Origin of the sequence: Paraburkholderia sp. RL18-101-BIB-B (assembly GCF_046026985.1) — a bacterium.
GTDB lineage: Bacteria > Pseudomonadota > Gammaproteobacteria > Burkholderiales > Burkholderiaceae > Paraburkholderia.
Window position 1 is genome coordinate 19,679 of record NZ_JARESV010000025.1, and the last position, 21,073, is coordinate 40,751.

At 61.6% G+C, this 21,073-nt stretch carries 20 protein-coding genes and 1 tRNA gene; 14 read left to right on the forward strand and 7 right to left on the reverse strand.

The window, feature by feature from the left end; genetic code table 11:
* Window positions 1-32 precede the first annotated feature (32 nt).
* Both P0D73_RS28625 and P0D73_RS28630 read right to left on the reverse strand, forming a co-directional pair.
* Window positions 33-1,553 (reverse strand): amidase, encoded by a 1,521-nt coding sequence (locus P0D73_RS28625; protein ID WP_132376351.1) that lies wholly within the window; start codon window positions 1,551-1,553, stop codon window positions 33-35.
* A 266-nt stretch (window positions 1,554-1,819) separates the two neighbouring features.
* Window positions 1,820-2,518 (reverse strand): dienelactone hydrolase family protein, encoded by a 699-nt coding sequence (locus P0D73_RS28630; protein WP_408433794.1) that lies wholly within the window; start codon window positions 2,516-2,518, stop codon window positions 1,820-1,822.
* Between the two features lie 253 nt (window positions 2,519-2,771).
* Here P0D73_RS28630 and P0D73_RS28635 point away from each other — a divergent pair, with 253 nt between their 5' ends.
* The 3 genes from P0D73_RS28635 (at window position 2,772) to P0D73_RS28645 (ending at window position 6,595) form a co-directional block, all read left to right on the forward strand.
* A complete protein-coding gene (locus P0D73_RS28635; protein ID WP_408433797.1) occupies window positions 2,772-3,875 on the forward strand; it encodes an NAD(P)H-dependent flavin oxidoreductase in 1,104 nt (367 codons plus the stop codon).
* Between the two features lie 423 nt (window positions 3,876-4,298).
* Window positions 4,299-5,444, forward strand: a complete 1,146-nt coding sequence (locus P0D73_RS28640) for a branched-chain amino acid ABC transporter substrate-binding protein (RefSeq protein ID WP_132376348.1) — start codon at window positions 4,299-4,301, stop codon at window positions 5,442-5,444.
* 134 nt (window positions 5,445-5,578) lie between these two features.
* Entirely contained in the window at window positions 5,579-6,595 is a 1,017-nt protein-coding gene (locus P0D73_RS28645; protein WP_408433800.1) for a cupin-like domain-containing protein, read from the forward strand.
* A 292-nt stretch (window positions 6,596-6,887) separates the two neighbouring features.
* Here the strand turns inward: P0D73_RS28645 and P0D73_RS28650 are convergent, their stop codons facing one another.
* Entirely contained in the window at window positions 6,888-8,099 is a 1,212-nt protein-coding gene (locus P0D73_RS28650) for an MFS transporter (RefSeq protein ID WP_408433803.1), read from the reverse strand.
* 210 nt (window positions 8,100-8,309) lie between these two features.
* Here P0D73_RS28650 and P0D73_RS28655 point away from each other — a divergent pair, with 210 nt between their 5' ends.
* The 3 genes from P0D73_RS28655 to P0D73_RS28665 all read left to right on the forward strand — a co-directional run bounded on the left by P0D73_RS28655 (window position 8,310) and on the right by P0D73_RS28665 (window position 11,247).
* A complete protein-coding gene (locus P0D73_RS28655) occupies window positions 8,310-8,972 on the forward strand; it encodes a HugZ family pyridoxamine 5'-phosphate oxidase (protein WP_132376345.1) in 663 nt (220 codons plus the stop codon).
* Between the two features lie 397 nt (window positions 8,973-9,369).
* Window positions 9,370-9,672 (forward strand): H-NS histone family protein, encoded by a 303-nt coding sequence (locus tag P0D73_RS28660; protein WP_132376344.1) that lies wholly within the window; start codon window positions 9,370-9,372, stop codon window positions 9,670-9,672.
* Window positions 9,673-9,993: 321 nt separating this feature from the next.
* Window positions 9,994-11,247: a cation diffusion facilitator family transporter gene (locus P0D73_RS28665; RefSeq protein WP_408433807.1), complete on the forward strand. Its 1,254-nt coding sequence runs from the start codon at window positions 9,994-9,996 to the stop codon at window positions 11,245-11,247.
* Between the two features lie 56 nt (window positions 11,248-11,303).
* On the opposite strand, the gene P0D73_RS28670 is transcribed toward P0D73_RS28665, so the two are convergent.
* From P0D73_RS28670 to P0D73_RS28680, 3 genes are all read right to left on the reverse strand, one after another.
* On the reverse strand, window positions 11,304-11,762 hold the full coding sequence (locus P0D73_RS28670; RefSeq protein WP_012431468.1) for an Lrp/AsnC family transcriptional regulator: 459 nt from the start codon (window positions 11,760-11,762) through the stop codon (window positions 11,304-11,306).
* 90 nt (window positions 11,763-11,852) lie between these two features.
* Window positions 11,853-12,482, reverse strand: coding sequence for a 3'-5' exonuclease family protein (locus P0D73_RS28675; protein ID WP_132376342.1), 630 nt, complete (start codon window positions 12,480-12,482; stop codon window positions 11,853-11,855).
* Entirely contained in the window at window positions 12,479-13,123 is a 645-nt protein-coding gene (locus P0D73_RS28680; protein WP_408433810.1) for an MBL fold metallo-hydrolase, read from the reverse strand. Before P0D73_RS28680 ends, P0D73_RS28675 begins: the two co-directional genes overlap by 4 nt.
* A 636-nt stretch (window positions 13,124-13,759) precedes the next feature.
* Here P0D73_RS28680 and P0D73_RS28685 point away from each other — a divergent pair.
* Window positions 13,760-14,362 carry a septal ring lytic transglycosylase RlpA family protein gene (locus P0D73_RS28685; protein ID WP_408289757.1) on the forward strand — a complete coding sequence of 201 codons (603 nt, stop codon included), beginning with the start codon at window positions 13,760-13,762 and terminating at the stop codon, window positions 14,360-14,362.
* 126 nt (window positions 14,363-14,488) lie between these two features.
* Here P0D73_RS28685 and rsmI read toward each other — a convergent pair whose 3' ends face one another.
* Window positions 14,489-15,367, reverse strand: a complete 879-nt coding sequence (gene rsmI / locus P0D73_RS28690) for a 16S rRNA (cytidine(1402)-2'-O)-methyltransferase (RefSeq protein WP_132376338.1) — start codon at window positions 15,365-15,367, stop codon at window positions 14,489-14,491.
* Window positions 15,368-15,455: 88 nt separating this feature from the next.
* On the opposite strand from rsmI, the gene P0D73_RS28695 reads away from it, so the two are divergent.
* The 7 genes from P0D73_RS28695 to P0D73_RS28725 all read left to right on the forward strand — a co-directional run bounded on the left by P0D73_RS28695 (window position 15,456) and on the right by P0D73_RS28725 (window position 20,895).
* Window positions 15,456-15,878 (forward strand): YraN family protein, encoded by a 423-nt coding sequence (locus P0D73_RS28695; RefSeq protein WP_408180410.1) that lies wholly within the window; start codon window positions 15,456-15,458, stop codon window positions 15,876-15,878.
* Window positions 15,879-16,093: 215 nt separating this feature from the next.
* On the forward strand, window positions 16,094-16,681 hold the full coding sequence (locus P0D73_RS28700; RefSeq protein WP_408180411.1) for a phosphoheptose isomerase: 588 nt from the start codon (window positions 16,094-16,096) through the stop codon (window positions 16,679-16,681).
* A gap of 26 nt (window positions 16,682-16,707) precedes the next feature.
* On the forward strand, window positions 16,708-17,502 hold the full coding sequence (locus P0D73_RS28705; protein WP_408289754.1) for a BON domain-containing protein: 795 nt from the start codon (window positions 16,708-16,710) through the stop codon (window positions 17,500-17,502).
* Window positions 17,499-17,849: a c-type cytochrome gene (locus P0D73_RS28710; protein WP_408433812.1), complete on the forward strand. Its 351-nt coding sequence runs from the start codon at window positions 17,499-17,501 to the stop codon at window positions 17,847-17,849. The genes P0D73_RS28705 and P0D73_RS28710 overlap by 4 nt, the downstream gene beginning before the upstream one ends.
* 76 nt (window positions 17,850-17,925) lie before the next feature.
* Window positions 17,926-18,001: transfer RNA gene (locus P0D73_RS28715), tRNA-Ala, on the forward strand.
* Between the two features lie 869 nt (window positions 18,002-18,870).
* A complete protein-coding gene (gene trfA, locus P0D73_RS28720; protein WP_408433815.1) occupies window positions 18,871-19,851 on the forward strand; it encodes a plasmid replication initiator TrfA in 981 nt (326 codons plus the stop codon).
* A gap of 600 nt (window positions 19,852-20,451) precedes the next feature.
* Window positions 20,452-20,895, forward strand: coding sequence for a HigA family addiction module antitoxin (locus P0D73_RS28725; protein WP_408433817.1), 444 nt, complete (start codon window positions 20,452-20,454; stop codon window positions 20,893-20,895).
* Window positions 20,896-21,073: the final 178 nt, after the last annotated feature.

The window sequence follows — 21,073 nt, forward strand, 5'->3', positions numbered from 1 at the left end:
TTCGCTGCGACACCTTCTCCTAAACCTCTCGTCTAGTTGCGTGCCTGTATCAAAGGCGGCCGCTTGTCGAACCACGGCCTTGCCGTTTCGAGCTGCGCGGCCAGACGCAGAAGCGTCGCCTCGCCGCCGTCGCGCGCGGCAAATTGCACGCCGATCGGCAGCCCGCGCGCATTCCAGTAGAGCGGCACCGACATCGCCGGCTGGCCGCTCAGGTTGAACAGTTCCGTGCAACCGGCCCACGTGAACGCCTTGTTCGACGCTTCCATCAGCACCTTCTTCATCAGCGCCTCGAGAGGCATGGTGGTGACGGCGCGCATCTGCATGCGTTCCGCCGACGTGGGCCGCATCTCGCCGATCTTGATCGGCGGCGCGGCGAGCGTGGCGCACAGAATCACGTCGTAGCGATTCAGCAGATCGGTGAGCAGCCCGGTGATGCGGCGTTGTTCTTCGAGCGCGGCGGGCAGGCCGCGTTCGCCGAGTTTGCGACCCACATGCGCCATCGCCCATGTCGAGATTTCGAATTCGGCGCGCAGCGGTTTGCGGCCGCTGATGCGCTCGGCGTTCAGCACCAGATCTTCCGCCGTCACGGACCAGAGCGTGAGGAACGCGTGGCGAACCGTCGCGAAGTCGATGCCGAGCGACACCGGTTCGATGTTATGGCCGAGCGAGCTGGCAAGTTGCGCGGCGTCTTCGAGCGCGGCGCGCGCGTCGGCGGAAAGCGACGGTGCGAGCATCGGCTCGGTGACGTACGCGATATTCAGCGGTTTGCACGGCTCGCGGCTCGCGCTCAGAAACGTGCCCGGCGCGCCGAGCGGCCGGTCGGCATTGCCGCCAAGCAGATCGAGCAGCAGCGCACTGTCGCGCACACTGCGCGACACCGCATGATCGACGCCGAGTTCACCGGCCTCAGCCTCCGCGGTCGCACGCGGCACACGTCCGCGTGAAGGTTTGAGGCCGAAGAGCCCACAGCATGACGCCGGAATGCGGATCGAGCCGCCGCCGTCCGATGCATGCGCGAGCGGTACGATGCCGGCGGCAACCGCCGCCGCCGCACCGCCGCTCGAGCCGCCCGGCGTATGGTCGAGATTCCACGGATTGCGGCACGCGCCGAACAGTTCGGGCTCCGTATAAGGCATCTGGCCGAGCTCGGACGTGCTGGTCTTGGCGAAGATGTTCAGGCCGGCCGCTTTCGCCAGCGCGACCACCGGGGCGTCTTCGGTGGGAATGAAGTGGCGGTAGTGGCGGCTGCCCATGGCCATGCGCAGTCCGGCGACCGGCGCGCCGAGGTCCTTGATCAGATAGGGCACGCCGGCCAGCGCTGTTTGCGCGCTGACGCCATCGGCGTTGTTTGCACCGTTCGCACGGCTCGCGTCGTCGCGTGAAGCGCGTTGACGGGCTGCGTCGTAGTCCTTCAGGACAATCGCATTGATCGCGGGATTGACGGCTTCGGTGCGTGAAATCGCAATGTCGAGCAACTCGCGCGCACTTGCTTCGCGCTTGCGTATCAATTCGGCGAGGCCGGTGGCGTCATGAGCGAGATAGTCTGAATGCACGACGGATGAGCCCTCGCTATCGAGTGTTGAACCGGCCGGCGGTCCATGCGCGCGCTGAACCGCGCCGCGAGGTTTCGTCGCCCGGATTGATTGCCGCACATGGAAAAGACGGCGTGCCACAGACACGCCGTCTTTGAGAGAGTAACTGAGTTATGCGCGCGAGTTACTGACGCACATGAAAAGCGCCAACAAAAAAGCGCAATTGACGCGCGCTGATAAGCGTCGCGAACAGCGGCAGCAATCAGCGCACCAATTAGAACCGCGCGTTACAGACGTTCGCCGAGGAACGTCAGCGTGCGGCCATGCGCAAACGCGGCGGCGCGCTGGTTGTACGACGCGCGGTCCGAACAGTTGAAGCCGTGATCGGCGTTCGGATAGATGTGGAATTCGGCGTCGGTGCGGCCGGCGAAGCGTTCCTGAATCTGACCGACGGCCGACAGTGGGATATGCGCGTCGAGTTCGCCGTAGTGAAATTGCATCGGCACTTTGACCTTTGCGGCTTCGTCGAGCTGGTTCTGGATGCCGCCGCCGTAGTAGGCGACCGCGCCGTCGAGCGTGCCTTGCGCCGCGGCCAGATACGCGAGCCGGCCGCCGAAGCAAAAGCCGATTGCCGCCACCTTGCCAGTCACTTCCGGCATGGCGCGCAGTGCGGCTGCGGCTGCGCCGATATCGGCCACGGCTTCATCGACCTTGAGTTTCTGCATCAGTTCGATGCCCTTCTCGCGATCGGCGCCGTCGTACGTCAATTCCACGCGCGGTTGCACGCGCCAGAACACGTCCGGTGCGAGCGCGACGTAGCCGTCTTGCGCGTACTGATCCGCGACCGAACGGATATGGCTGTTCACGCCGAAGATTTCCTGAATGATGATGACCGCCGGTCCCTTGCCGCCTTTGGGCAACGCCAGGTAGCCGCCGAAACTGTCGTTACCGGCGGGAATGTCGATCCATCGGGAAGTGGTGCTCATGTTGCTCTCCATTGACTCGCGCGCGGCTGCGCGAGGTCGGTCTGATTGAATACCAGAGGCTTCAATACCTGAAGCGGGGCGGTCAGTTTGCCATCAAAAGAAACGCCCTGCAGCGTGGCCCCGCGAAGCGGAAATCTCGTAAGGCGATTGAAACGTTCTCGATAATTCATTTTTCCCGTGCGGGCCGCCTCGGTACATTGAAGCGTATCGGCTCGCTCATGTCGCGAGCGCATTGACGGGAAAGGAAATCATCATGAGTGAAGGCAGTTTTGTGACGCCGTTTGCGCAGCGTTTCGGGTTGCGCGTGCCGGTCGTGCAGGCGCCGATGGCGGGCGGCGCAACGACGCCGGCGATGGTCGCCGCGGTATCGAACGCGGGCGGTCTCGGTTTTCTGGCGGGCGCGGCGCTCTCGCCCGAGAAGATCGCAAGCGAAGTCGCGGCGATTCGCGCGCTGACGGATCGTCCGTTCGGGGTGAATCTGTTCGTGCTCGAGCCGGCCACGCCGGACGATGCGACGGTGCGTAGCGCGCTCGAAGCCATCGATCCGTTGCGCCACGACCTCGGTTTGCCGCCGGGCGCACCGCTCGCACGCTACGCGCCGGACTTCCGCGCGCAACTGGACATGTTGATCGAATTGCGCGTGCCGTTGGCGAGCTTCACATTCGGATTGCTGCCAGCCGACGACGTCGCCCGGTTGCACGCCAACGGTCTATATGTAATAGGCACGGCGACGCATGCCGCCGAAGGTGTGGCCTGGCGCGACGCGGGCGCCGATGCGATTGCCGCGCAAGGCGCGGAGGCCGGCGCGCATCGCGGCACATTTATCGGCGCATTCGAAGACGCGCTGGTCGGCACGATGGCGCTCGTGCCGCAGCTCGTCGACGCAACCGGGCTGCCGGTGCTCGCCGCCGGCGGCATCATGGACGGACGCGGCATCGTCGCCGCGCTCGCGCTCGGCGCGCAAGCCGCGGTGATGGGCACCGCGTTTCTCACCTGTCACGAGAGCGCGATTCCGCAGGCATGGAAAACCCGAGTGCGCTCCACGTCCGACACGTCGACTTCGGTCACGCGCGCGATTACCGGCCGCCATGCTCGCGGCATACGCAATCCGCTGATGCGGCGGTTGAGCGAAGCGGCGCAGAAGATCGCGCCGTATCCAGTGCAAAACGCGTTGACGCAGGAGCTGCGGCAAACCGCGAGCCGTGCGGAAAACGGCGACTATCTCTCGCTCTGGTCAGGCCAGGGCGCGCCTATGGGCCGCGCCCGCCGCGAAGGTCTCGGCGCCGCCGAACTGATGGGCCAACTCGAACACGAATGGCGCGAGGCGACGGCGCGTATCGCCGCGTTCAAACGCTGATTCAGCACGATCCGGACGGGCTCCGGACGTGCCTCCTTTTCAAGCACGAAGCCTATTCGGATGATTAACGGTTTAACACGCTAAAAGCTTTAGGCCGTGCTGTTAGACGAAAGCCTCACATAGCGGAAACCCGCATGGGCTGGTGCTTTCCAGTCTCTCTTTCCAGCCGGAATCAGCGCCTGTTGGATAAACGCTATTAGTGTTCATCCCACTTCCTTAAAAAAGCCCCACAAATTAATTTGATGGCCTACACTTGCGCGCAAGTACGGTTTGCCGCCTGCCACAAACAGTCCGGCGAGCGTGCTGGCCAAGTGCATGAACGATGCAACCGGCGTGGTCGTCCACGGGACTGAGCGACACGTGTTGGGGAAGCGGGGGCACAGGGCGATTACGTTGTTTTTGGGACCGAAACTGGAGACTTACATGAACATCAAGATTCAAAAGCTGTTGCCGATCAGCGCTGCGGCGATGCTGTTCGCGACGTTGGCAACTTCGGCTGCAGCCGACACGGTCGTCAAGATCGGTCACGTTGCACCGCTGACCGGCGGTATCGCTCACCTGGGTAAAGACAACGAAAACGGCGCGCGCCTGGCAGTTGAAGAAATCAACGCCAAGGGCCTGACGATCGGTGGCCAGAAAATCACGCTGCAACTCGATCCGCAGGACGACGCAGCCGACCCGCGTACGGCAACTCAAGTCGCGCAGAAACTGGTCGACGATAAGGTCGTCGCGGTCGTTGGCCACTTGAATTCGGGCACGTCGATCCCGGCTTCGAAGATCTATAGCGATGCTGGCATCGTGCAGATCTCGCCGTCGGCAACGAACCCGGCCTACACGCAACAAGGTTTCAAGACGACGTACCGCGTCGTCGCGACCGACGCGCAACAAGGTCCGGCACTGGCTAACTACGCAGCGAAGGGTCTGAAAGTGAAGAGCGTCGCGATCGTCGACGACTCGACCGCTTACGGCCAGGGTCTCGCAAACGAATTCGAAAAGACCGCCAAGTCGCTGGGCCTGAACGTGATGTCGCACGACGCGACGAACGACAAGGCTGTCGACTTCCGCGCGATTCTGACGAAGATCAAGGGCGAAAACCCGGACGCGATCATGTACGGCGGCATGGACGCCACCGGCGGCCCGTTCGCCAAGCAAGCCAAGCAACTCGGCTTGCGCGCGAAGGTGCTGGCAGGCGACGGCGTGTGTACCGACAAGCTGTCGGACCTGGCTGGCGACGCAACCGACAACATCGTCTGTTCGGAAGCCGGTATGGCGCTCGAAAAGATGGCTGGCGGCTCGGCGTTCCTCGCCAAGTATCAGAAGCGTTTCGGTCAGCCGATCCAGATCTACGCTCCGTTCACGTATGACGCTGTGTACATCATCGTCGACGCTATGAAGCGTTCTAACTCGACCGATCCGGCGAAGATCCTGGCAGCGATGCCGAGCACGGATTACAAGGGTGTGATCGGTGAAACCACGTTCGACTCGAAGGGCGACCTTCAGCACGGCGTGATCTCGCTGTACAACTACAAGGCAGGCAAGAAGACGCTGCTCGACGTAGTGAAGATGTAAAAATCGCGTGACCGAAGGGCAGCGTGTTGTCTGTCTTCGGTTGCATGAGAAAAGAGGCACGCGCGCCGCGAGGTTCGCGTGCCTTTTGTTTTGCGGATTCTTTTTGCCGATCCGCATTGCTCGGAGGGACTGCCGTGACCACCGTGACCCGTTCGTTCGACGATGCGTGGCGCCGCTGGATCGCCGAGAATCTGCTGCTCGACGCACCATCGTCCGCGTTGCACAGCGCGCTGGTCGGCCATGGTTTCGACGCGGCGGATGCCACGCGAGAAATCGATGCGGCGCTCGCGAGTCCTTATTTTCACGGTGCAACACGTCTGCGCAATCGTTTGCGTAAGCGCGAATGGATATTGTCGGTGTATGGCGAGCTCAATCGCATGCGAGCGGCGAGCGGTGTAATCGAACGGCGCGAACGTTTATCGCGCGACGCGTTCTTCGAGCAGTACTACTTTCAGAACCGGCCGGTGATCATCACCGGCGCATTCGATTTCTGGCCTGCGCGTTCGCGATGGAACTGGGATTACCTTCGCGAACGGTGCGGCAATTGTGACGTGGAAGTGCAGTTCGGCCGCGAAACGGACGCGAATTACGAAATCAATCAGCTCAGGCTCAGCCGCATGATGCGCTTTGCCGATTATGTCGATCTCGTCGAGCGGAGCGGGCGGACTAACGATTTCTACATGACCGCCAATAACACCTCGCACGATCGCGCGGCACTCGCGGCGTTATGGTCCGATGTACCGCCAATCGACGAATATCTCGACGGCGCGTCTCCCGACACCGGTTTCTTCTGGATGGGACCGGCCGGAACAAAGACGCCGTTTCACCACGACCTGACCAATAACTTCATGGCGCAGGTGATCGGCCGCAAACAGATCAAACTCGTGCCGCTGTCCGACACGCCGTATATGGCAAACCATCTGCATTGCTATTCGCACGTGGACGGTGGCGCAATCGACTACGACAGTTTCCCGTCGATGCGGCAAGCGCAGTTGATCGAATGCTCGCTCGCGCCCGGTGAATTACTGTTTCTGCAGATCGGCTGGTGGCATTACGTGGAAGGACTGGATGCGTCGGTGACGATGACGTTCACCAATTTTCTCCGCAGTAACGACTTCTCGCGTCACTACGATACGTATCACGAACTGTGACACGCGGATAAAAGGCCGCTGCTTTCACGCGGCGCCGGCGGAATGTGATGCTGGCGGCGATTGCGCGGATAAAAAACAGCGAGCAGGTTGCCGGGCTCACCGCCCCCTTCGACGCTTGTTTTTCCGCGCCGTTACGGTCAGCGGTGCGCCGAGACCGGTTGTGTCGCCCACGGTTTGGGGCGTCTGCGCGAGCGTGCTGGTGATCGGCGTGATCGCGGTGTCGACGTAACGTAAAGCGAGCGCCTTTCGCTTGGCGCCGCACGCCCCGAAGCAGCAGCGGCGCGCTTTCGCATCAGATCTTCAAACGCCGCAGCACCTTCGGACCGACGAGCGCGATCAACGCGGAACAGATGGCCACCACCGACAACCCGATCGGCAAACTGGTCACCTGCGTCACCGCGCCGATGATCACCGGCCCGAGCAGCAGCCCGAAGTACGCCAACCCGGCAACATGCGCGAGTCCTTCCGCCGCATGAATGCCTTTGACGTTCGCCGCCGCCGCGAACAGCACCGGCATCATGTTCGCCAGACCGAGGCCCATCAGCGTAAAGCCGATCAGCGCGACAACCGCATTCGGCAGCAACAGCGCGCCGACCATTCCGACGCAGGCGAGCGTCGCGCTTGCCATCACCAGTTGCGGCGCGCCAAAGCGGGCGCGCACCGCGTCGCCGGCAAAGCGCGCGGCCGCCATGCCGCCCGAGAATGCCGCGTAGGCCGCGCTCGCGAGCGCGGGCGTGGACAGCACGACGTCGCGCATATAGACGGTGGCCCAGTCGTACATCGCGCCTTCCGCGATCAGTGCGACCAGCGCCATCGCGCCGAGCGCCCACAACGCCGGCGAGCGCCAGCGGTTGGCGCGCGGCGTGGCGGAGTCGGGGTGATCGGCGTGCGGCACGTGCGGCAGCACGGAAGGGCAGGCGGCGATCAGTACGAGCGCACTGACCGCGGCAGCCAGCACGAGATGCACCGCCGGCGCCATGCCGCGCGACAGCAGCGCGCCGCCGACCGCCGCACCGAACATCCCGCCGACGCTGAACATGCCGTGCAACGACGACATGATCGGCTTGCCGAGCGCTTTCTCGACGGCGCTGGCCTCGGCGTTCATCGCGACATCGAGCGTGGCCATGCCCGCGCCGAAAGTGGCCAGCACGACCAGCAGCAGCCAGTAAGTGGGCACGACCAGAATCAGCGCCGCGCATACCGCCATCACCAGCCCGCCGGTGAGGCAGGCGCGGCGTGTGCCGACCCGCGCGATCCACGAGGCATTGGCCGCCATCGCGCCGATCGAGCCGCCCGCCACGGCCAGCAGCGCAACGGAGAGCAGCGCCGCGTTCAGATGGAAACGGTCGCGCACCGTCGGTACGTGCACCCCCCACGACGCGTACATCATGCCGGCGATGAAGAACACCGCCATCGTGGCGATACGGGCTCGCTGACGGGCGGTATCGGACAGGTCGCGGTGAGCGGCGGGAAGGGCGGCGAATTCGGAGGAGCGGTCTGACACGGAAATCTCGAGGAGCGCTGACGCGGGGAAAGCGCGTTGAAAGCGAATTCCCGATTCTAACGAAGCGTGCTGTCTTATGCTTGGAAGGCGGAATCCGCATTTTTGCGATTGTTCGGCCCGGACGTAACAGGCGTTGGGCGTGTGTTGGGCATTGTGGTCCGCTGGCCGGTCTTTTTGTGATTCGCCGTACATCTATCGAGGAACGCGCACTTGAATATTCCCGCTCACGCTCCGCTGCATCTGCTGCACACGGCCGCTGTCGGCACGCTCGCCACTCACGCGCGCCAGCCGGAAGGTTTTCCTTATCCGTCCGTGCTGCCGTTCGCACCGGACCCACAACACCGTCCGACGATCCTCGTGAGTCGGCTGGCCGAGCACACTCATAACCTGCACGCCGACCCGCGCGCCGGTTTTCTGGCCGTCGACGCTCCCGACGGCGACGTGCTGAGCGGCCAGCGTGTCACTTTGCTAGGCACCTTCGAGCCGGTCGACTCGACGCCCGAGGTGGTGCAGCGCTATCTGCGCTATCACCCGGACGCGGAGCGCTACCTCGTGCTTGGCGATTTCACGTTCTGGGCGATGAGGCTCGAGCGGCTGCGTTATATCGGTGGCTTCGGCGCGATGGGATGGCTCGCCGGGGCCGAACTCGATCCATTGCCGCCACTCGGTTTCGATGAAGAGAACGCGCTGATCGCGCAATTCGCTAGCCATTCCGGCAGCAAGGGCGAATTTCAACTGCTCGGTGTCGATCGATATGGCGCCGATGTGAAACTGAACGGTGCGCGCAGCCGTTTTGTCTTTGACGACGCGAAACTCAAAATCGAAACCTTGCACGCGGCGCTCGAAGATTGCATGCAGCGCTACATGAATTAGATTTTTTTACCGGCGTTTGGGGAAAACACTCATGCGAATACCAGCGCAGAACGGCTGTCGCAATATGTTACGAAGTTTCATGTTAAAGCTCTCATGGCGTGAAATGTTGGTGCCAAATCACCGTCTTAATTTTCATCTTTTGATAGTTAATCCCATAATTACTCATGCCGACTGCGTTTTTCAGCAAAATGCGAAATCAGCTATTTGAAAGGGAGTGGTGAAACGCGCTGGCGGCCGGAAATTTTTTGAAACGAATTGGGATTAATTTAACGCGCGCGCTTTTGTAATCTTTCTATTTTGTGTTAATCTCGCCGTCAAATTCCGAGGCATGATCCACCTTCAAAGGGCAAGCTGGCTTAAGACTGGCAGTCATTTATCCAAACCACAAAGGGAACCTATGTCTTCCTACAAGGAACTACTCGCTCAGCGCGAGAAGCTCGAAAAGCAGATCGAAGAAGCGAAGTCGCGCGAATACGCGGAAGTGTTGAATGAGATCAAGCAGAAAATGACCGACTACGGCATTTCTCTGACAGAACTCGGTGGTGGTCGTGCCGCCAAGGGTGCTAAAGCCGCGCGTCCGCGCGCAGGTGTCGCGCCGAAGTATCGCGACCCGGATAGCGGCAGCACGTGGTCTGGCCGTGGCAAGCCGCCCCGCTGGATCGCAGGTCTGGATCGCGAGAAGTTTCTGATCCAGAAGTAATGCTTCTGGCCAGCCGCTTTTGCCGGCCCCTTTGCCAGCAACTAATGCCTCTGGCCGTTAAGTAATACGAATAGCTTCAATCCAGATGCACCTATCGCGTCTGCCGTTGCAAGAGAGAACCGCGTACCGTCGAGGGCGCGGTTTTTTATTGCCGCGTCCAATGCCGTCGGTTTTTATCGCGTGAACTCCATCCAACTTGAACGCGAATGCTTTTCGTTTAGATAAGCGGCTGATTTAAAAGGAATTTTTTAGGTATCTCCAGCGCGTTTCGAGATGCGCCGAGTAGAATGTAGGGATTGAACTTTTCATTCCGCTTCAGAGATGCCTGCCGCCGCCGCTGCCCAATCCGCCGAAAAACATCGCGTTGCGCGCAAAAGTACCTTTGTCAGTATTGCGCTCAATACAGTGTTGATGACGCTGCAAATCGTCATCGGCGTGTTTGCTCACTCGCAGGCATTGGTCGCCGACGGTATCCATTCCCTCGCCGATCTGATTTCCGATTTTGTCGTGCTGTTTGCCAATCGGCATAGTGGCGCAAAGCCCGACGCGGATCACAATTACGGGCATAGCCGCTACGAAACCGTGGCGTCGTTATTTCTGGGCGCGCTTCTGATCGCGGTAGGTGTCGGCATGTTATGGCGGGCCGGAACGCGTCTCGCCGATTTGCAAAACATCCCCGCCGTGCATATGAGCGCGCTCGCGGTCGCGGTGCTAGTTCTGTTTTCCAAAGAGGGTCTGTTTCGCTACATGCTGCGCGAAGCGCAACGCGTGCGATCCGCCATGTTGATCGCCAATGCGTGGCACGCGCGCTCGGATGCGGCGTCGTCGCTGGTGGTCGCGATCGGTATTGTCGGCAGCCTTGCTGGCGTGCGGCTGCTCGATCCGATTGCCGCGGCGATCGTCGGCTTCATGGTGGCGCGCATGGGCTGGATGTTCGGCTGGGACGCGCTGCAGGATCTCTCCGACCGCGCGCTCGACAACGCCGCCGCCGCCGACATGCGCGCGCTGCTGCTCTCGACGCCCGGCGTACGCGACGTGCACGAAATGCGCACGCGCAAGATGGGCGACTTCGCGCTCGTCGACGCGCATATTCTGGTCGATCCGCTGATCTCGGTATCGGAGGGGCATTACATCGCCGAGTCGGCGCGTTTGCGCGTGCTGACGGACAACCGCGTGCTCGACGCTTTGATTCATGTCGATCCCGAGAACGATGCGCTTGCGCGTCCGCCCTTCGATCTGCCTACGCGCGAGCGGGTCATCGCGGAAGTGAACGCTGCCCTGGCGCCTCACGGCGTAAAAGCGGCGGCGGTGAATATCCACTACCTGAGCACGGGACTGGATGTCGAAGTGGCGCTGCCGGCCGCGTTGTCGTCGCGCGCGCTGGACAGCGAAACGCAACGCGCTCGGCGAGTGGATCTGGCGGCGCTGAAGGCGCGCCTGGGTGCGCGCAAAGTGGACCTGCTACTGGAATTGGACGCGCTGTCCGGGGACGCCGATCCGGCGACGCTCGACCCAAAGGCCGGCGGGGCTCTTGAGGAACCCGCGAAGGCGACGGAACCGCACAGCGCCACCTGACGCCCGCGGCGCCACTCGAGCATGCTGCGGGGTGGTGCCGTTAAGCCATCAACGGATCACAGCGGCAATTGCGTGTCGAACTTGATTTCGCGCAGCACGACGCTCGTACGAACCTGGGCGACGGCGGGAATCTTGAAGATGCGTTCGTGCAGGAAGCTGTCGTACGCCTTGATATCCGGGGCGACGATCTTGAGAATGTAGTCGGATTCGCCGGTCGTGCTATAGCACTCGGTGACTTCCGGGCAGGTGGCGATTTCCCGCTCGAACTGTTCCACGCCGCCTTCGGTGTGCCGCGTGAGGTGAATATGCGCGAGGGCGCACACGTGCAGCCCGAGCTTTTCCCGATCCAGCAGCGCCGTGTAGCGCTGGATGACCCCCGACTGTTCCATGTCCTTAATGCGCCGCCAGCATGGCGTGCTCGACAGGCCGACCTGGTCGGAAATTTCTTGCACCGAGCGGCGTGCGTCGAGCTGCAATAGGCGCAGGATTTTTTGAGAGAACGTATCGAGTGTCAACTGCGCCTCCGTTTGCGTCGCCGTATCAACGCATGGTAGAGGGCGCGAAAACGAAACGCAATGTAAAACGGGTTGGACGAGGGAGATTACCTAATTTGCCGGTTCCTCAGCGGCGTTTTGTCCTGTGCCGTCCCCATCTCTACCCGCTGCGAGCGTGATCGCCTGACTTGCGCGCAGATCCTTCAACATGTTGCAGAAAAGCGCGCCTTGTTCGATCGCGTCGTCCAGCGCGACATGCGTGTGCGGATGTTCGTCGAACCAGTGCTTGGGAAAGCGCGGCTTGATGTTCTTGCGGTACGGCAGCCCGGTCATGGCGAAGGCCAGCGTCTTGATGTCGAGCGCCGACCACGAAAACGGACAGCGGCCGACAAACCGCATCATGTACCAGAACATATAAGTGAAGTCGAAGCCGGCCGGCATTGCCACGAACACCGGTTTGCCCGGTAAGGCTTCGACCCAGTCGACATACGCCGTCAATGCGGCCAACGGTGTCTGCAAGTCCTTGCGGCAGGCTTCCCACGCTTCGGGCTGCGTCTTCCACCACGCTTCCTGCACGGGATGCGCCTTGGCTCCCTCGAGCAACTCGAGATTCGCCGAGAAGGTGGCGATCAGTTGCTTGTCTTCGGTATAAGCGGCGGAGGCGAAACTGAGCATGGAATGCGGACCGGGAATCGGGCCGTCCGCTTCGACATCGGTGCTCACGTAGATTTCGCTGCTCATGCCTCGACTCCGTCGGCGACGTACGGATTGGTGCGGCGCTCAGCGCCGAACGTCGAAGTGGGACCGTGGCCCGGAACGAAGGTGATGTCGTCGCCGAGCGGCCAAAGCTTTTCGCGGATCGAGCGCACCAGATCCGCATGATTGCCACGCGGAAAATCCGTGCGCCCGATCGAGCCGGCGAACAGCACGTCGCCCACCAGCGCGAGCCGATGCGGGCGGCTGACGAACACCACGTGGCCCGGCGTATGGCCCGGGCAGTGATACACATCCAGCGTTTCGTCGCCGAACTGCACGGTCTCGCCGTTCTGCAACCAGCGATCCGGTTCAAACGCTTCGGCGGCCGGAAAGCCGAAGCGCGTGCTTTGATCCGGCAGTTTGTCGAGCCAGAAGCGTTCGTCGGGATGCGGGCCTTCGATCGGCACGCCGTAGTGCGTGGCCAGCGTCTTCGCGCCCGCGCAGTGATCGATGTGGCCGTGCGTCAGGAAAACCTTTTCGACCGTCACGTTCTGCCGCGCGATTTCGCCCTGAATGACGTCGAGGTCGCCGCCCGGATCGACGACGGCCGCGCGTCCGGTTGCCTCGCAAACGAGCAGCGAACTGTTCTGCTGGAACGGCGTGACGGGGATCAAGGTGACTTTCATGGATGACGGCGCCGCTGGAAAAACGTTGATTGTACCGGCCTCTCGCCCACGTTCGCCGAGGCCGCCGAAGCCCCGGCGCAGCGGGCTTTGCGCTGCTCATTTTTGCAGCAGGAGTGAAAATTCATCAAGGTTTTCAGTCGCTTGTCATCCCGAAATTCTGTTTTAGGTATAATGCACTCCATGCACAGGGAATTGTGCTGCCACAGGGCGATGCGTCCCCATCAAAAATGGGCACGCGGATTGCCACTCAAGTATGGGCTGTCGCACTTTTGGACGGCCATCAAGTATCGATGCATTCGATGCACACGTCTTGCCCAGCCAGGCGCCGCGCGCCTGCTACGGACTTAACTGCCGTGACGCTGGGTGGGGCCTACGCCGCCGTTCCTGCACGCTGAGTTTCGCGCGCAAGAACGTGTTTGCCACGTTCGATGGCGGCATGTGGGGTCTGGTCAGGCTGCCGGGGACAGGTTGCGCCAGACGTGAAAATTAACCGTGCGGTAGCGGCTGAGTGAGCCGCATCCGGGCTTTGACGTTCTGCGCTCGTCTGCGCGGCGCGTTGTCGTCCTTTGCCGCCGGAGTCGCAGGCAACACGCTCAACTTTGCGTGATGCGGCTCGACAATGTGATTGCACGTCTTATGAAAACTCGGTTATCCCGTGGTCTGGGGACTCTTTTTGCCTTTTTTGTGCTGGCGGGTTGCGCCACGCCTCCGGGCGCTAGCAACACGTCGGAAAGCGGCGCGCCGCAGAGCACGAAATTGACGCAAGCGGGCTCCTTCGGACCGCAAGCTTACGGTAGCGCGCCGGCCTCGGACGCGACCGCCAAGGGCTCCTCGCTGGCCGACGCAAAGCCTCTTACGGATGATGGTTCCGGCATTTCGGACTTTCATCAGACCGGCCGCGCTTCGTGGTATGGCCGCGGCTTCCATGGCCGCCGTACCGCCAACGGCGAACGCTACGACATGCACGCGCTGACCGCGGCGCATCGTACGTTGCCGCTCGGCTCCTATGTGCGCGTGACCAATCCGGCCACGTCGCGCTCGGTCGTCGTGCGTATCAACGACCGTGGTCCGTATGCGCGTGGCCGCGTGATCGATCTGTCCATGGCCGCTGCCTCCGTGCTCGACATGCGCCACGCCGGTACGGCGCGGGTGCAGATCGAAGGGCTCACGCAGCAGGAAGCACGCGACGCGCGGAATGAAATGCTGGCATCGAACTCGGATTCGAGCGCCCAGAAGTGATGTAACGGCGGCGAGCGCGGTCAGGCGCGCTCCTCGTAGCGTCGCGCAGCACAGCGGCCGCTTGGGTTGTGTCCGCAGAAAAACGAAGGGCCGCATTGCGCGGCCCTTTTCATTTGTCCGTCAGGTTTACTCTTCGTCTTTCTTCAGCGCCAAGGCGCGCGTGTACAGCGCGTTGCGCGACGCTCCGGTGATGGCTGCCGCTACTTTGGCCGCGCTGCTCACCGTCAACTCCTCCAGCAGAATGCCCAGCAGCGCGTCGTGATCGTGTTCGCCGGCGGCTTCCGGCTGCGCGCCTTCCACCACCAGCACGAATTCGCCGCGTTGCCGGTTCGGATCGGCGGCGAGCCACGTTGGCCCTTCGGCCAGGGTGCCGCGGTGCAGCGCTTCATGTAACTTCGTCAATTCCCGTGCGATGAGCAGCTTGCGCTCGCCGCCGAATGCGTCGGCCAGTGCCTGCACCGTTTCGACGATCCGGTGCGGTGCTTCGTAGAACACCATCGCGTGAGGATGGGTCGCGAGCGGCTGTAGCGTCGCGGCGCGGGCTTTTGCTTTCGGCGGCAGGAAGCCGAGGAACGAGAACGTTGCGACCCAGTCGCCGGCAGCGCTCAACGCGGTCGCGAGCGCGCTTGCGCCGGGTAGGGGAATAACTGGAAAGCCGGCTTCACGGACCGCGTCGACGAGTTTCGCGCCGGGGTCCGAGATGCCCGGCGTACCCGCGTCGGACACATAGGCCACGCGTTCGCCTGCTTGTAGATGCTCGATCAGGCGCAGCGCCGCGGCCCGTTCATTGTGCTGATGCACGGCGACGAGCGGCTTCGAGATGCCGTAGCGCGCGAGCAACTGACCGGTGTTGCGGGTGTCTTCGGCGGCGATACGGTCCACCAGTCCGAGCACGTGCAACGCGCGCAGCGTGACGTCGGCGATGTTGCCGATCGGCGTGGCCACCACATACAGCGCGGAGGTGGGGTACTGCTGCCCTTGCGCGAGTTCGGAGAGAGGAGTCATGAGGCAGAAGACGCAAACAGACGGAACGAGGCCGCCATTGTGCCACGCAGTGTCACGCGGCCTGCGAGGCCCGCGCGGCGGACCGGCCATGAGCGCGACGGCGCCGATCGGTGCCTTCGCCACGTCGCACAACTTTTCGGGACGCGCCGGGTCCAAACTCGTCGGTGCGGCTTTCGAGGCGCGTGCGCAGGAATTTTTGCAGCGCCAGCGTTTGCGGTTCGTCGCGCGCAATGTGTCGTGCCGCGGCGGCGAGATCGATCTGGTGATGCGCGAGCGTGACGGCGCGCTGGTGTTCGTCGAAGTCCGCGCGCGTGCGCAGCGCCGATATGGTGGCGCTGCGGCGAGTATCGGGTGGCAGAAGAAGCAGCGCATCGTACGCGCCGCGCAGCATTTTCTGGTGACCCGTGTCTCGCACTTGCGGGATCAACCCGCGTGCCGGTTCGACGTGATTGCGTTCGAAGCCGGCCGGCTCGTGTGGTTGCGCGATGCGTTCCGTGCCGACGAAGTCTGACGCCATGCGCGGAGAACGCGCGTGAGTGCGATAAACTTGCGCTCGCGTGCAGGCCACGGGGCAGCGTCGACAACGCAGGAAGCAGCGCAATAAGCGATGGTTTGCGCGCTTGCATCGCGTTGCTGGCCAGGTTCATCGGAGCGGCACGACTTCACATACGACTTCACAACACGACCGCGCAGTGCGGTCCATTCGCGGTAGAAGATAGAGACTCGATGTCAGTCGAACGCATTCAACAACACTTCCGCGACAGCGCGGCAGTCAAACTCGAAGCCCTCGAAACCCTGTCGATGCCGATCGCCGCCGCGATCGACACGATGTTCGCCGCGCTGGCCAACGGCAATCGCATTCTCTCGTGTGGCAACGGCGGCTCGGCGGCCGACGCGCAACACTTCGCCGCCGAGCTAATCGGCCGCTTCGAACGTGAGCGGCCGGGCTTGCCCGCGATCGCGCTGACCACCGACACGTCGGTGTTGACCGCCATCGCCAACGACTATTCGTTCGAGCAGATTTTCTCGAAGCAGGTCTGGGCACTCGGCCAGCCGGGCGACGTACTGCTGGCGATCACCACGTCCGGCAATTCCGCCAACGTGCTCGCCGCGATCGAGGCCGCGCACGAGCGCGAAATGATCGTGGTCGCGCTGACCGGCAAGGGCGGCGGACGCATGCAGGAAGTATTGAGCGATACCGATATCCATGTGTGCGTGCCGTCGGATCGCACCGCGCGTATTCAGGAAGTGCATTTGCTGACCATCCATTGTCTGTGCGACGGCATCGATGCCATGTTGCTGGGCGAAGACTGAGACTGATTCCGAAGGAGAGCTAGTTGATGAGCGTATTCCGCGTCAAGAAGACACTGGTGAGAACCGTGCTGGTGGTTGGGTTCGCGGCGGGGCTGTCCGCAACGTTGCAGGGTTGCTTTCTCGCCGTTGCCGGCGCGGCGGGCGGCAGCGCGCTGGTGGCGACAGACCGGCGCACGCTCGGCGCGCAGACCGAGGATCGCGAGTTGCAGGTGAAGGCGCTCTCGCAGATCAGCCAGAACTTGCCCGACAACGCGCACGTCAACGTGGCCGTGTTCAACCGCCGCGTGCTGCTGACGGGAGAAGTGGCGGGGGACGTGTCGAAGCAACGCGCGGAGACCATCGTGCGTGGCTTGAACAACGTCAGCACGATCGTCAACGAACTGACGATCATGCCGGCCAGCTCGTTCTCGTCGCGCACGAATGACACATACCTCGAGACGCGTGTGAAGACCGCGCTGATCGCCGAGAAGAACATTTCGGCGAACAACTTCAAGGTGGTGGCCGAGCGTGGCTCGGTGTATCTGATGGGCCTCGTCACCATGGACGAAGGCAATCGCGGCGCCGACGTCGCGAGCCGTGTGCCGGGCGTGGTGCAGGTCGTGAAGGTGTTCCAGTATATCCAGCCGGCGGAAGCCGCGGCGGCAGCCGCCGCCGCGGGGACGGCGCCTGTGGCGGCTTCGCAACCGGACGCGAACGCGGCGACCGTCGGCGCGATTCCTGATTCGTCGGTGAGTTCGCGGCCGCTCGAACAGCAGGCGCCCGCGCCGGTCACTAATTCGAACGCCGTGCATCCAGGTAATCCGAAGGCGACGACGCCATGATGCGCGGTGTTGCCGGTGCAGTCAGTGCGCTGATGCTTGGCGCGCTGGCGGGAGTTGTCGCGCCGGCTGCGCGTGCCGCCGATGCGTCGAGTGGTCAACGGGTCGCCAACGCGAATGCCTGCATGGGATGTCACGCGGTGGATCGCAAACTCGTCGGGCCGTCGTTTCAGCAGATCGCCTCGAAGTACAAGGGCGATGCGCAAGCGCCGGCGAAATTGTCACGCAAGGTGAAGGACGGCGGCTCCGGCGTGTGGGGCATGATTCCGATGCCCGCGCATCAATCGATGAGCGATGCGGATATTCGTGCGGTGGTGGATTGGGTGCTTGCGGGTGCGCCTTCCAAATGATGGTTTTTCGTCGGGTTGCCAGGGGTTGGAGGCTTGGCAAAACGGAAAATGCTTGTGCTAGAATTGTTTGCACGTCGGGGGGGTAGCTCAGCTGGGAGAGCGTCGCGTTCGCAATGCGAAGGTCGGGAGTTCGATCCTCCTCTCCTCCACCAAGATTTCGTTTAAAAACAACGCACTACGTCTTGCGATGTAGTGCGTTGTTTTGCATTCGGAAGCAGATTTTTGCAGTGTATGTGTGGCAAATTTGTGGCGAGCGTGATGAAGACAATGGTCGGCGTTTGCGCCACACTGCAACGCTTTGCGTGTATTCTTGTGAACATTCACACTGGGGAAACGTAACGAGATCTTCGGCAGCATAGTAAACGGCCAAGTCCGGCGGCAGCCGGATTGGACCGCCATAGCCGAGGGCGCGGCCCGTCCAGGAACCACGAAGCGAAAGCGGATGTAGCAGAGTGCAAGAAAGGATGCCGAAAGGCAATCGCCTTTGCGAGCGAGCCACCGGTCAGGATGAGGCCGGATCAAATGTGCTGCGCTCCGAGGAGAGTGATAACCACTGAGGGGCACAACCCCGTCATGCTGGGTCTTTCACCGCTTGGCAGAGCCGGTGAAATCTCAAAGCCCCATGGCTGCCGTGGACTCATCCGGGTCTGTTCGGTTTTTACCGGACAGGCGCGGACCACTCACGCCCATGAAAGCTCTGCTTACAGTAGAAGAACTCTCCACATGTATTCACAAGTCTGTCGCCAGCATCCGAAGCGATGCCACGCGTAACCCATTATCGTTGCCACCGATTTGCCGGCTGCCAGGCACGAAGCGGCTGCTCTGGCGTACAGAGGATGTCGAAGGATGGATTGCACGGCACATCCACGGCGATTCTGCGGCGGGGCTAGTCTCATCAAATAACAGCGACGCCAAGCCGAGGCGCGGACGACCCACCAAGGGTGAACAGATTGCACGGCAACGCCAGCGCTCCCGAGAGACGGAGGCGAGCCATGTTGATGCGTCCAGCGGGCTTTGAGCGATGGAGACACCGACATTTGCATCGAGCGTGGGAGAGCCGCGTCAGCTCTCCGCGTCTGCCGACCTAATTGCGAAGATTCATCGCAGACATATTGAGCGAGCGCTGGCCGACGCGCACTTGCCGCCCTGGCCAGAACTGATGCGAGGGGTACCCAACGGCATTCTCCGCACGGCATTGTTTGGCGCGATCAAGCGCGGAAAGCGCCGGTATATGGAGCGCGAGCCCATCGCTTCAGTTAAGGGTGTCTACGTTACCTACACCGGTCCACGGCTCGACCAATCCGATCTCGATGTATTCGCGGGCGCGTTGCACTTGGCGCGCACGGTCGAGCTTGGCGATCCCATTGCGTTTACAGAGAAGGGATTTCTTCGACTTATAGGGAGGGGTGGGTCGACCGGCAACAACATTGGCAAAAGTAACCGCCTATGGCTGCGGAAGGTGCTCGCGAGATTGAAGGCAACAGCCGTCGAAATTACTCAAGGGCCGCATACCTACTGTGGGTCATTGATCAATGACTATGTCCGTGACAGTTCGAACGGTTGCAATGTGTTGATATTGAACCCGCGGCTAAAAGTGCTCTTCAACCACGGCGGCTGGACGAGTATCGACTGGAGTATTCGACGCGCGCTAATCGGACATCCAGTCGCACAATGGCTGCACGGTTTCTATTCGACACACGCCGTACCGGTGCCCTACAAAGCGGAGACGCTGCATTTCCTTTGTGGCAGCGAGGCGGGGAAAAACGCACAGACCAGTGCGGAGCGGCACAAGGCCCTGCTCGATTGGACCGGAGATAGTCTTGTTCCAGCTTTTAAGGCGCTAAAGCACATAAGCGATGAGGCCGGGCAGCCATTTTCATGGGAAATTAGCCCTGATGGTCTGGTAAGCGTGAGTCGAACGCCGTCGGCGTCCCAGCTCAAGCATGTGCGCTCAAAGGCTGCCGCCCGACGAGGGAAGATGGCCGGTCATAGTGGCTCTTAGGAGGGCCGAAGCTTCGCTCGATCTTGGCATCGAGAGGTACAGAACCCGAAGCCTAGGGGGTACAGAGCCCGACGCCGGGGGTGCAGACTCCGAGGAACACGGGGTACAGATTACGAGGAAAGGGGGCACAGAATCCGAACTATCCACAGGAACAATCGTCGCAGGCCTTTGAAACTAAGAAGATTTTTGACTGAGCCCAGCTAGCTCTAATCAGTTTTTAATCTATTTCTAATTGGACAGTGGAGATATGGCCATGAAGACGCGCATTCTCGATTTAGTTGGAGTCGGTTCGACAGGGCATTTCACTGTACAAGGTAGCGATCTTCCACTTGGCATCCGACGCGGCGTCCCGCTAAGGGACGTCGCGGATTTTCACTGGTGAAAATGAGTCGGTCGGCCTCGAGGGAGCAGCGCTTCAATTTTCACTATTGCGAAGCGAGCCAATTCATGGCTGGCACGGCAGCTCTACCGAGAACTAGAGCGCGACAATTACGACGTCCGACAGCGTTGAGCGCGAGAAATATCCAAGAGTTTCTTCAGAACTACCTCGCCCCGGCGTTATGTTAACGCCGAAAACGACTACCGATCTGAAGAGGCCGCATGCAAACGGTTCGCCGGAAGCCGCTACGCAGTAAGGCGGCTGCTATGCAGGGGAAAGTCGCTTTTCACAAGCGCGAGCGTCCTGATAAGTGTAACGTGTCACTTGTCAAATCGTTAGAGTTGGCTTATCGTGTGCTAATGGTCGATTCCGATTTTTCCCATCCTGGCGAATTGGTACGTCAGCAGTGTCTGGAGCGCTTCGAGCTAACCGTTACGGATGGCGCGCGCGTGCTGGGTGTCAGCCGGCAGGCACTGACGAACCTGATCACCGGCAAGGCTGGCATTTCACCTGAAATGGCGCTACGGCTCGATCTGGCCTTCGGTGATGGTGCAGAAACCTGGCTTCAAAGACAACTGCTGCATGATCTTGCGCGGGCTCGCGAGCGGCTTGCCGAATTGAATGTCGTACCGGTTGCATCAGAGCGGCAACCGGCTCTTTTCTAGCCTTTCCTTCTCACAGAGAGGAAGGGCGATTTTTAATCCGAAAAACTTAGGACTTCTACATGGCACTTCCACCTAGATTGACTCATGAGCATGTGAACGGACTGTTTGATGCCGCCCGGAAACCGGGAGACGTGGTCATGCCCTGCGAGCAGTGTGGGGCGATGCCGGCAATACTGGT

What these genes read in the sequence shown, in the direction of transcription:
- P0D73_RS28630 (WP_408433794.1), bottom strand. Translation starts at nt 2,518, where the DNA reads ATGAGCACCACTTCCCGATGGATCGACATTCCCGCCGGTAACGACAGT.
- P0D73_RS28635 (WP_408433797.1), top strand. Translation starts at nt 2,772, where the DNA reads ATGAGTGAAGGCAGTTTTGTGACGCCGTTTGCGCAGCGTTTCGGGTTG.
- P0D73_RS28640 (WP_132376348.1), top strand. Translation starts at nt 4,299, where the DNA reads ATGAACATCAAGATTCAAAAGCTGTTGCCGATCAGCGCTGCGGCGATG.
- P0D73_RS28660 (WP_132376344.1), top strand. Translation starts at nt 9,370, where the DNA reads ATGTCTTCCTACAAGGAACTACTCGCTCAGCGCGAGAAGCTCGAAAAG.
- P0D73_RS28665 (WP_408433807.1), top strand. Translation starts at nt 9,994, where the DNA reads ATGCCTGCCGCCGCCGCTGCCCAATCCGCCGAAAAACATCGCGTTGCG.
- P0D73_RS28675 (WP_132376342.1), bottom strand. Translation starts at nt 12,482, where the DNA reads ATGAGCAGCGAAATCTACGTGAGCACCGATGTCGAAGCGGACGGCCCG.
- P0D73_RS28680 (WP_408433810.1), bottom strand. Translation starts at nt 13,123, where the DNA reads ATGAAAGTCACCTTGATCCCCGTCACGCCGTTCCAGCAGAACAGTTCG.
- P0D73_RS28685 (WP_408289757.1), top strand. Translation starts at nt 13,760, where the DNA reads ATGAAAACTCGGTTATCCCGTGGTCTGGGGACTCTTTTTGCCTTTTTT.
- rsmI (WP_132376338.1), bottom strand. Translation starts at nt 15,367, where the DNA reads ATGACTCCTCTCTCCGAACTCGCGCAAGGGCAGCAGTACCCCACCTCC.
- P0D73_RS28695 (WP_408180410.1), top strand. Translation starts at nt 15,456, where the DNA reads ATGAGCGCGACGGCGCCGATCGGTGCCTTCGCCACGTCGCACAACTTT.
- P0D73_RS28700 (WP_408180411.1), top strand. Translation starts at nt 16,094, where the DNA reads ATGTCAGTCGAACGCATTCAACAACACTTCCGCGACAGCGCGGCAGTC.
- P0D73_RS28705 (WP_408289754.1), top strand. Translation starts at nt 16,708, where the DNA reads ATGAGCGTATTCCGCGTCAAGAAGACACTGGTGAGAACCGTGCTGGTG.
- P0D73_RS28710 (WP_408433812.1), top strand. Translation starts at nt 17,499, where the DNA reads ATGATGCGCGGTGTTGCCGGTGCAGTCAGTGCGCTGATGCTTGGCGCG.
- trfA (WP_408433815.1), top strand. Translation starts at nt 18,871, where the DNA reads ATGGAGACACCGACATTTGCATCGAGCGTGGGAGAGCCGCGTCAGCTC.
- P0D73_RS28725 (WP_408433817.1), top strand. Translation starts at nt 20,452, where the DNA reads ATGCAAACGGTTCGCCGGAAGCCGCTACGCAGTAAGGCGGCTGCTATG.